Origin of the sequence: Pseudomonas oryzagri (genome assembly GCF_020831405.1) — a bacterium.
GTDB classification, from domain to species: Bacteria; Pseudomonadota; Gammaproteobacteria; order Pseudomonadales; family Pseudomonadaceae; genus Geopseudomonas; species Geopseudomonas oryzagri.
Window position 1 is genome coordinate 558 of sequence record NZ_JAJHPU010000026.1, and the last position, 10,158, is coordinate 10,715.

The 10,158-nt window shown below is 68.5% G+C and carries 1 protein-coding gene; it reads left to right on the top strand.

Annotated elements, in window-relative coordinates:
* Positions 1 to 10,158: Ig-like domain-containing protein (locus LMJ29_RS10525; RefSeq protein WP_229605474.1), on the top strand; the 10,158-nt coding region annotated here is incomplete at both ends.

The following is a 10,158-nucleotide window of genomic DNA, read 5'->3' on the forward strand; positions in this document are numbered from 1 at the left end:
CCGGCCCACGGCAGCGTGGTGGTCAATAGCGACGGCACCTACACCTACACCCCGGACGCCAACTGGAGCGGTGCCGACAGCTTCGACTACACCGTGACCGATGCGGCTTCGGGTGAAAGCCTGACCCGCACGGTGACCGTAACCGTCACCCCGGCCGTGGATCTGAGCGCTGCCCACGACAGCATCAGCACCGCCGAGGACACCCCGGTCTCCGGTGATGTCTCGGGTAACGACAGCACCAGCTCGGGCGGCGCCCTGGGCTTTGCCAAGGCCAGCGATCCGGCCCACGGCAGCGTGGTGGTCAATGGCGACGGCACCTACACCTACACCCCGGACGCCAACTGGAGCGGTGCCGACAGCTTCGACTACACCGTGACCGACGCGGCCTCGGGCGAGTCCCTGACCCGCACCGTCACGATCACCGTCACCGCTGCGGTGGATCTCACCGCCCTGGCCGACAGCATCACCACCACCGAGGACACTCCGGTCAACGGCGATGTATCGCTCAACGACAGCACCACTTCCGGCGGCGCCCTGAGCTTCGCCAAGGCCGGCGACCCGGCCCACGGCAGCGTGGTGGTCAATGCCGACGGCACCTACACCTACACCCCGGACGCCAACTGGAGCGGCAGCGACAGCTTCGACTACACCGTGACCGATGCGGCCTCGGGCGAGTCCCTGACCCGCAGCGTCACGATCACCGTGACCGCTGCGGTGGATCTCACCGCCCTGGCGGATACCGCCACCACCAGCGAAGACACCCCGGTGTCCGGCACCGTTGCCAGCAACGACAGCACCAGCTCGGGCGGCGCCCTGAGCTTCGCCAAGGCCAGCGACCCGGCCCACGGCAGCGTGGTGGTCAATAGCGATGGCACCTACACCTACACCCCGGACGCCAACTGGAGCGGTGCCGACAGCTTCGACTACACCGTGACCGATGCGGATTCGGGCGAGTCCCTGACCCGCACCGTCACCGTAACCGTCACTCCGGTTGCCGACCTGGTGGCTGTGGCCGATACCGCCACCACCGCCGAGGACACCCCGGCCAACGGCACCGTCGCGGGTAACGACAGCACCACTTCCGGCGGCGCCCTGGGCTTCGCCAAGGCCACCGATCCGGCCCACGGCAGCGTGGTGGTCAATGCCGATGGCACCTACACCTACACCCCGGACACCAACTGGAGCGGTGCCGACAGCTTCGACTACACCGTCACCGATGCGGATTCGGGCGAGTCCCTGACCCGCACCGTCACGATCACCGTGACTGCCGCGACCGACCTGGTGGCTGTGGCCGACAGCATCACCACCAGCGAGGACACCCCGGTCTCCGGCACCGTCGCGTCCAACGACAGCACCAGCTCGGGCGGCGCCCTGAGCTTTGCCAAGGCCGGCGACCCGGCCCACGGCAGCGTGGTGGTCAATAGCGACGGCACCTACACCTACACCCCGGACGCCAACTGGAGCGGTGCCGACAGCTTCGACTACACCGTCACCGATGCGGATTCGGGTGAGTCCCTGACCCGCACCGTCACGATCACCGTGACTGCCGCGACCGACCTGGTGGCCGTGGCGGATACCGCCACCACCGCCGAGGACACCCCGGTCAACGGCACCGTCGCGTCCAACGACAGCACCAGCTCGGGCGGCGCCCTGAGCTTTGCCAAGGCCGGCGACCCGGCCCACGGCAGCGTGGTGGTCAATGGCGACGGCACCTACACCTACACCCCGGATGCCAACTGGAGTGGTGCCGACAGCTTCGACTACACCGTCACCGATGCGACTTCGGGCGAGTCCCTGACCCGCACCGTCACGATCACCGTGACTGCCGCGACCGACCTGGTGGCCGTGGCGGATACCGCCACCACCACCGAAGACACCCCGGTCAACGGCACCGTCGCCAGCAACGACAGCACCACCTCCGGCGGCGCCCTGAGCTTCGCCAAGGCCGGCGATCCGGCCCACGGCAGCGTGGTGGTCAATAGCGATGGCACCTACACCTATACCCCGGACGCCAACTGGAGCGGCAGCGACAGCTTCGACTACACCGTCACCGATGCGGATTCGGGCGAGTCCCTGACCCGCACCGTCACCGTAACCGTCACCCCGGCCGTGGATCTGAGTGCTGCCCACGACAGCATCACCACCGCCGAGGACACCCCGGTCAACGGCGATGTGTCGGCCAACGACAGCACCACCTCGGGCGGTGCCCTGAGCTTTGCCAAGGCCAGCGACCCGGCCCACGGCAGCGTGGTGGTCAATGGCGATGGCACCTACACCTACACCCCGGACGCCAACTGGAGCGGTGCCGACAGCTTCGACTACACCGTCACCGATGCGACTTCGGGCGAGTCCCTGACCCGCAGCGTCACGATCACCGTCACCGCTGCGATGGATCTCACCGCCCTGGCCGACAGCATCAGCACCGCCGAGGACACTCCGGTATCCGGCACCGTCGCGTCCAACGACAGCACCAGCTCGGGCGGTGCCCTGAGCTTTGCCAAGGCCGGCGATCCGGCCCACGGCAGCGTGGTGGTCAATGGCGACGGCACCTACACCTACACCCCGGACGCCAACTGGAGCGGCAGCGACTGCTTCGACTACACGGTGACCGACGCGGCCTCGGGCGAGTCCCTGACCCGCACCGTCACGATCACCGTCACCGCTGCGGTGGATCTCACCGCCGTGGCCGACAGCATCACCACCGCCGAGGACACTCCGGTCAACGGCACCGTCGCGTCCAACGACAGCACCAGCTCGGGCGGCGCCCTGAGCTTTGCCAAGGCCAGCGATCCGGCCCACGGCAGCGTGCTGGTCAATAGCGATGGCACCTACACCTACACCCCGGACGCCAACTGGAGCGGCAGCGACAGCTTCGACTACACCGTCACCGATGCGGATTCGGGCGAGACCCTGACCCGCACCGTCACGATCACCGTCACCGCTGCGGTGGATCTCACCGCCCTGGCCGACAGCATCAGCACCGCCGAGGACACTCCGGTCTCCGGCGATGTATCGCTCAACGACAGCACCAGCTCCGGCGGCGCTCTGAGCTTTGCCAAGGCCGGCGATCCGGCCCATGGCAGCGTGGTGGTCAATGGCGACGGCACCTACACCTACACCCCGGACGCCAACTGGAGCGGCAGCGACAGCTTCGACTACACCGTGACCGACGCGGATTCGGGCGAGTCCCTGACCCGCACCGTCACCGTAACCGTCACTCCGGCCGTGGATCTGAGCGCTGCCCACGACAGCATCAGCACCGCCGAGGACACCCCGGTCAACGGCGATGTCTCGGCTAACGACAGCACCACTTCCGGCGGCGCCCTGAGCTTTGCCAAGGCCGGCGACCCGGCCCACGGCAGCGTGGTGGTCAATAGCGATGGCACCTACACCTACACCCCGGACGCCAACTGGAGCGGCACCGACAGCTTCGACTACACCGTCACCGATGCGGATTCGGGCGAGTCCCTGACCCGCACGGTCACCGTAACCGTCACCGCTGCGGTGGATCTCACCGCCCTGGCGGATACCGCCACCACCAGCGAAGACACTCCGGTCTCCGGCACCGTCGCCAACAACGACAGCACCAGCTCGGGCGGCGCCCTGAGCTTTGCCAAGGCCAGCGACCCGGCCCACGGCAGCGTGGTGGTCAATAGCGATGGCACCTACACCTACACCCCGGACGCCAACTGGAGTGGCAGCGACAGCTTCGACTACACCGTCACCGATGCGACTTCGGGCGAGTCCCTGACCCGCACCGTCACCGTAACCGTCACCGCTGCGGTGGATCTCACCGCCGTGGCCGACAGCATCACCACCGCCGAGGACACCCCGGTCAACGGCACCGTTGCCAGCAACGACAGCACCACCTCGGGCGGTGCCCTGAGCTTTGCCAAGGCCAGCGACCCGGCCCACGGCAGCGTGGTGGTCAATGCCGACGGCACCTACACCTACACCCCGGACGCCAACTGGAGCGGCAGCGACAGCTTCGACTACACCGTCACCGATGCGGCTTCGGGCGAGTCCCTGACCCGCACCGTCACGATCACCGTCACCGCTGCGGTGGATCTCACCGCCGTGGCCGACAGCATCACCACCGCCGAGGACACCCCGGTCAACGGCACCGTCGCCAGCAACGACAGCACCAGCTCGGGCGGCGCCCTGAGCTTTGCCAAGGCCAGCGACCCGGCCCACGGCAGCGTGGTGGTCAATAGCGACGGCACCTACACCTACACCCCGGACGCCAACTGGAGCGGTGCCGACAGCTTCGACTATGTGGTGACCGACGCGGCCTCCGGCGAGTCCCTGACCCGCACGGTGACCGTGACCGTTACCCCGGCCGCCGACCTGGTGGCCGTGGCGGATACCGCCACCACCGCCGAGGACACCCCGGTTTCCGGCGATGTGTCGGCCAACGACAGCACCAGCTCCGGCGGCGCCCTGAGCTTCGCCAAGGCCGGCGACCCGGCCCACGGCAGCGTGGTGGTCAATGGCGATGGCACCTACACCTACACCCCGGACGCCAACTGGAGCGGCAGCGACAGCTTCGACTATGTGGTGACCGACGCGGCCTCGGGTGAAAGCCTGACCCGTACCGTCACGATCACCGTGACTGCCGCGACCGACCTGGTGGCCGTCAATGACACCGCCACCACCGCCGAGGACACCCAGGTCTCCGGCACCGTCGCGTCCAACGACAGCACCAGCTCGGGCGGTGCCCTGAGCTTTGCCAAGGCCACCGATCCGGCCCACGGCAGCGTGGTGGTCAATAGCGACGGCACCTACACCTACACCCCGGACGCCAACTGGAGCGGCAGCGACAGCTTCGACTACACCGTGACCGATGCGGCCTCGGGCGAGTCCCTGACCCGCACCGTCACGATCACCGTGACCGCTGCGGTGGATCTCACCGCCGTGGCCGACAGCATCACCACCGCCGAGGACACTCCGGTCAACGGCACCGTCGCGGCCAACGACAGCACCACTTCCGGCGGCACCCTGAGCTTTGCCAAGGCCAGCGATCCGGCCCACGGCAGCGTGGTGGTCAATGGCGATGGCACCTACACCTACACCCCGGATGCCAACTGGAGCGGTGCCGACAGCTTCGACTACACCGTGACCGATGCGGATTCGGGCGAGTCCCTGACCCGCACGGTAACCGTAACCGTCACTCCGGTTGCCGACCTCACCGCCGTGGCGGATACCGCCACCACCAGCGAGGACACTCCGGTCTCCGGCGATGTGTCGCTCAACGACAGCACCAGCTCCGGCGGCGCCCTGAGCTTTGCCAAGGCCAGCGATCCGGCCCACGGCAGCGTGCTGGTCAATAGCGATGGCACCTACACCTACACCCCGGACGCCAACTGGAGCGGTGCCGACAGCTTCGACTACACCGTGACCGATGCGGCCTCGGGCGAGTCCCTGACCCGCACGGTAACCGTCACCGTCACCCCGGCCGCCGACCTGGTGGCTGTGGCGGATACCGCCACCACCGCCGAGGACACCCCGGTCAACGGCACCGTCGCCAGCAACGACAGCACCAGCTCGGGCGGCGCCCTGAGCTTTGCCAAGGCCAGCGATCCGGCCCACGGCAGCGTGGTGGTCAATAGCGATGGCACCTACACCTACACCCCGGCGAGCAACTGGAGCGGTGCCGACAGCTTCGACTACACCGTCACCGATGCGGATTCGGGCGAGTCCCTGACCCGCAGCGTCACGATCACCGTGACTGCCGCGACCGACCTGGTGGCCGTCAATGACACCGCCACCACCGCCGAGGACACCCCGGTCAACGGCACCGTCGCGTCCAACGACAGCACCAGCTCCGGCGGCGCCCTGAGCTTTGCCAAGGCCACCGACCCGGCCCACGGCAGCGTGGTGGTCAATAGCGACGGCACCTACACCTACACCCCGGACGCCAACTGGAGCGGCAGCGACAGCTTCGACTACACCGTGACCGATGCGGATTCGGGCGAGTCCCTGACCCGCACCGTCACGATCACCGTGACTGCCGCGACCGACCTGGTGGCTGTGGCGGATACCGCCACCACCGCCGAGGACACCCCGGTCAACGGCACCGTCGCCAGCAACGACAGCACCAGCTCCGGCGGCGCCCTGAGCTTTGCCAAGGCCAGCGACCCGGCCCACGGCAGCGTGGTGGTCAATGCCGACGGCACCTACACCTACACCCCGGACGCCAACTGGAGCGGCAGCGACAGCTTCGACTACACCGTGACCGATGCGGATTCGGGTGAAAGCCTGACCCGCACCGTCAGCGTGACCGTCACCCCGGTCAACGACCCGACTACCCTCGGCGGCGATGTGGGTGGTTCGGGCAACGAGGATGGCGCGGCCATCACCGGCACCCTGACCGCCAGCGATGCCGACGGCCTCACCGACGGCAGCGTGTTCACCGTCAGCGGCGCCCCGGCCCACGGCAGTGCCAGCATCGACGCCGCCACCGGCCTGTGGACCTACACCCCGGCCGCCGACTACTTCGGCGCCGACAGCTTCACCGTCACCGTCACCGACGACGCCGGCAACACCACCACCCAGGCCATCGGCCTGACCGTGAGCGCCGTGGCCGACATCGTGGCCGACAGCCTGACCACCGCCGAGGACACCGCCATCGCGGCCAACGTCCTCACCGGCAGCAACGGGGCCAGCGCCGATAGCTTCGAAGGCACACCGGTGCTCAGCGCCGTGACCCAGGGCGCGCACGGCACGGTGAGCTTCACCGCCGCCGGCCTGGTGACCTACACCCCGGCGGCCAACTATGTGGGCGCCGACAGCTTCACCTACACCGTGACCTCCGCTGGTGTGACCGAAACCGTGACCGTCAACGTGACCGTCACCCCGGTCGCCGACCTCAGCGCCGGGGCGGATACCGCCACCACCGCCGAGGACACCCCGGTTTCCGGCGATGTGTCGGCTAACGACAGCACCAGCTCGGGCGGCGCCCTGAGCTTCGCCAAGGCCGGCGATCCGGCCCACGGCAGCGTGGTGGTCAATGGCGATGGCACCTACACCTACACCCCGGACGCCAACTGGAGTGGTGCCGACAGCTTCGACTACACCGTGACCGATGCGGATTCGGGCGAGTCCCTGACCCGCCGCGTCACGATCACCGTGACTGCCGCGACCGACCTGGTGGCCGTCAATGACACCGCCACCACCGCCGAGGACACCCCGGTCAACGGCACCGTCGCGTCCAACGACAGCACCAGCTCGGGCGGCGCCCTGAGCTTTGCCAAGGCCAGCGACCCGGCCCATGGCAGCGTGGTGGTCAATAGCGACGGCACCTACACCTACACCCCGGACGCCAACTGGAGCGGCACCGACAGCTTCGACTACACCGTCACCGACGCGGCCTCGGGCGAGTCCCTGACCCGCACGGTGACCGTAACCGTCACCCCGGTTGCCGACCTGGTGGCCGTGGCCGATACCGCCACCACCGCCGAGGACACTCCGGTTTCCGGTGATGTATCGGGTAACGACAGCACCAGCTCGGGCGGCGCCCTGAGCTTCGCCAAGGCCAGCGACCCGGCCCACGGCAGCGTAGTGGTCAATAGCGATGGCACCTACACCTACACCCCGGACGCCAACTGGAGCGGCACCGACAGCTTCGACTACACGGTGACCGACGCGGCCTCGGGTGAGTCCCTGACCCGCACGGTGACCGTGACCGTCACTCCGGTTGCCGACCTGGTGGCTGTGGCGGATACCGCCACCACCGCCGAGGACACCCCGGTTTCCGGCACCGTCGCGGGTAACGACAGCACCAGCTCGGGCGGCGCCCTGAGCTTTGCCAAGGCCAGCGATCCGGCCCACGGCAGCGTGCTGATCAATGCCGACGGCACCTACACCTACACCCCGGACGCCAACTGGAGCGGCAGCGACAGCTTCGACTACACCGTGACCGACGCGGATTCGGGCGAGTCTCTGACCCGCAGCGTCACGATCACCGTTACCCCGGCCGTGGATCTCACCGCCGTGGCCGACAGCATCAGCACCGCCGAGGACACTCCGGTCAACGGCGATGTCTCGGCTAACGACAGCACCACCTCGGGCGGCGCCCTGGGCTTTGCCAAGGCCAGCGATCCGGCCCACGGCAGCGTGGTGGTCAATGGCGACGGCACCTACACCTACACCCCGGACGCCAACTGGAGCGGCAGCGACAGCTTCGACTACACCGTCACCGATGCGGCCTCGGGCGAGTCCCTGACCCGCACCGTCACGATCACCGTGACTGCCGCGACCGACCTGGTGGCCGTCAATGACACCGCCACCACCGCCGAGGACACCCCGATCAACGGCGATGTGTCGGGTAACGACAGCACCACCTCCGGCGGCGCCCTGAGCTTTGCCAAGGCCACCGACCCGGCCCACGGCAGCGTGGTGGTCAACACCGATGGTACCTACACCTACACCCCGGACGCCAACTGGAGCGGCACCGACAGCTTCGACTACACGGTGACCGACGCGGCCTCGGGCGAGTCCCTGACCCGCACGGTGACCGTGACCGTCACTCCGGTTGCCGACCTGGTGGCTGTGGCGGATACCGCCACCACCGCCGAGGACACCCCGGTTTCCGGCACCGTCACGGGTAACGACAGCACCAGCTCGGGCGGCGCCCTGAGCTTTGCCAAGGCCGGCGATCCGGCCCACGGCAGCGTGGTGGTCAATGGCGACGGCACCTACACCTACACCCCGGACGCCAACTGGAGCGGCGCCGACAGCTTCGACTACACCGTCACCGACGCGGATTCGGGCGAGTCCCTGACCCGCACGGTAACCGTAACCGTCACCCCGGCCGTGGATCTCACCGCCCTGGCCGACAGCATCACCACCGCCGAGGACACCCCGGTCAACGGCACCGTCGCGGCCAACGACAGCACCAGCTCGGGCGGCGCCCTGAGCTTTGCCAAGGCCACCGACCCGGCCCACGGCAGCGTGGTGGTCAATGGCGATGGCACCTACACCTATACCCCGGACGCCAACTGGAGCGGTGCCGACAGCTTCGACTACACCGTGACCGATGCGGATTCGGGTGAAAGCCTGACCCGCACCGTTACGATCACCGTGACTGCCGCGACCGACCTGGTGGCCGTCAATGACACCGCCACCACCAGCGAGGACACCCCGGTATCCGGCACCGTCGCGTCCAACGACAGCACCAGCTCGGGCGGCGCCCTGAGCTTCGCCAAGGCCAGCGATCCGGCCCACGGCAGCGTGGTGGTCAATAGCGACGGCACCTACACCTACACCCCGGACGCCAACTGGAGCGGCAGCGACAGCTTCGACTACACCGTGACCGACGCGGCTTCCGGCGAGTCCCTGACCCGCACGGTAACCGTAACCGTCACCCCGGTTGCCGACCTGGTGGCTGTGGCGGATACCGCCACCACCGCCGAGGACACCCCGGTCTCCGGCGATGTATCGGGTAACGACAGCACCAGCTCGGGCGGTGCCCTGAGCTTCGCCAAGGCCGGCGATCCGGCCCACGGCAGCGTGGTGGTCAATGGCGATGGCACCTACACCTACACCCCGGACGCCAACTGGAGCGGTGCCGACAGCTTCGACTACACCGTGACCGACGCGGCCTCGGGCGAGTCCCTGACCCGCACGGTAACCGTAACCGTCACCCCGGTTGCCGACCTGGTGGCTGTGGCGGATACCGCCACCACCGCCGAGGACACCCCGGTCAACGGCACCGTCGCGTCCAACGACAGCACCAGCTCGGGCGGCGCCCTGAGCTTTGCCAAGGCCAGCGACCCGGCCCACGGCAGCGTGGTGGTCAATGGCGATGGCACCTACACCTACACCCCGGACGCCAACTGGAGCGGCAGCGACAGCTTCGACTACACCGTGACCGATGCGGCCTCGGGCGAGTCCCTGACCCGCACGGTAACCGTAACCGTCACCCCGGTTGCCGACCTGGTGGCTGTGGCGGATACCGCCACCACCACCGAGGACACCCCGGTCTCCGGCGATGTATCGGGTAACGACAGCACCAGCTCGGGCGGCGCCCTGAGCTTTGCCAAGGCCGGCGATCCGGCCCACGGCAGCGTGGTGGTCAATGGCGATGGCACCTACACCTACACCCCGGACGCCAACTGGAGCGGCAGCGACAGCTTCGACTACACCGTGACCGACGCG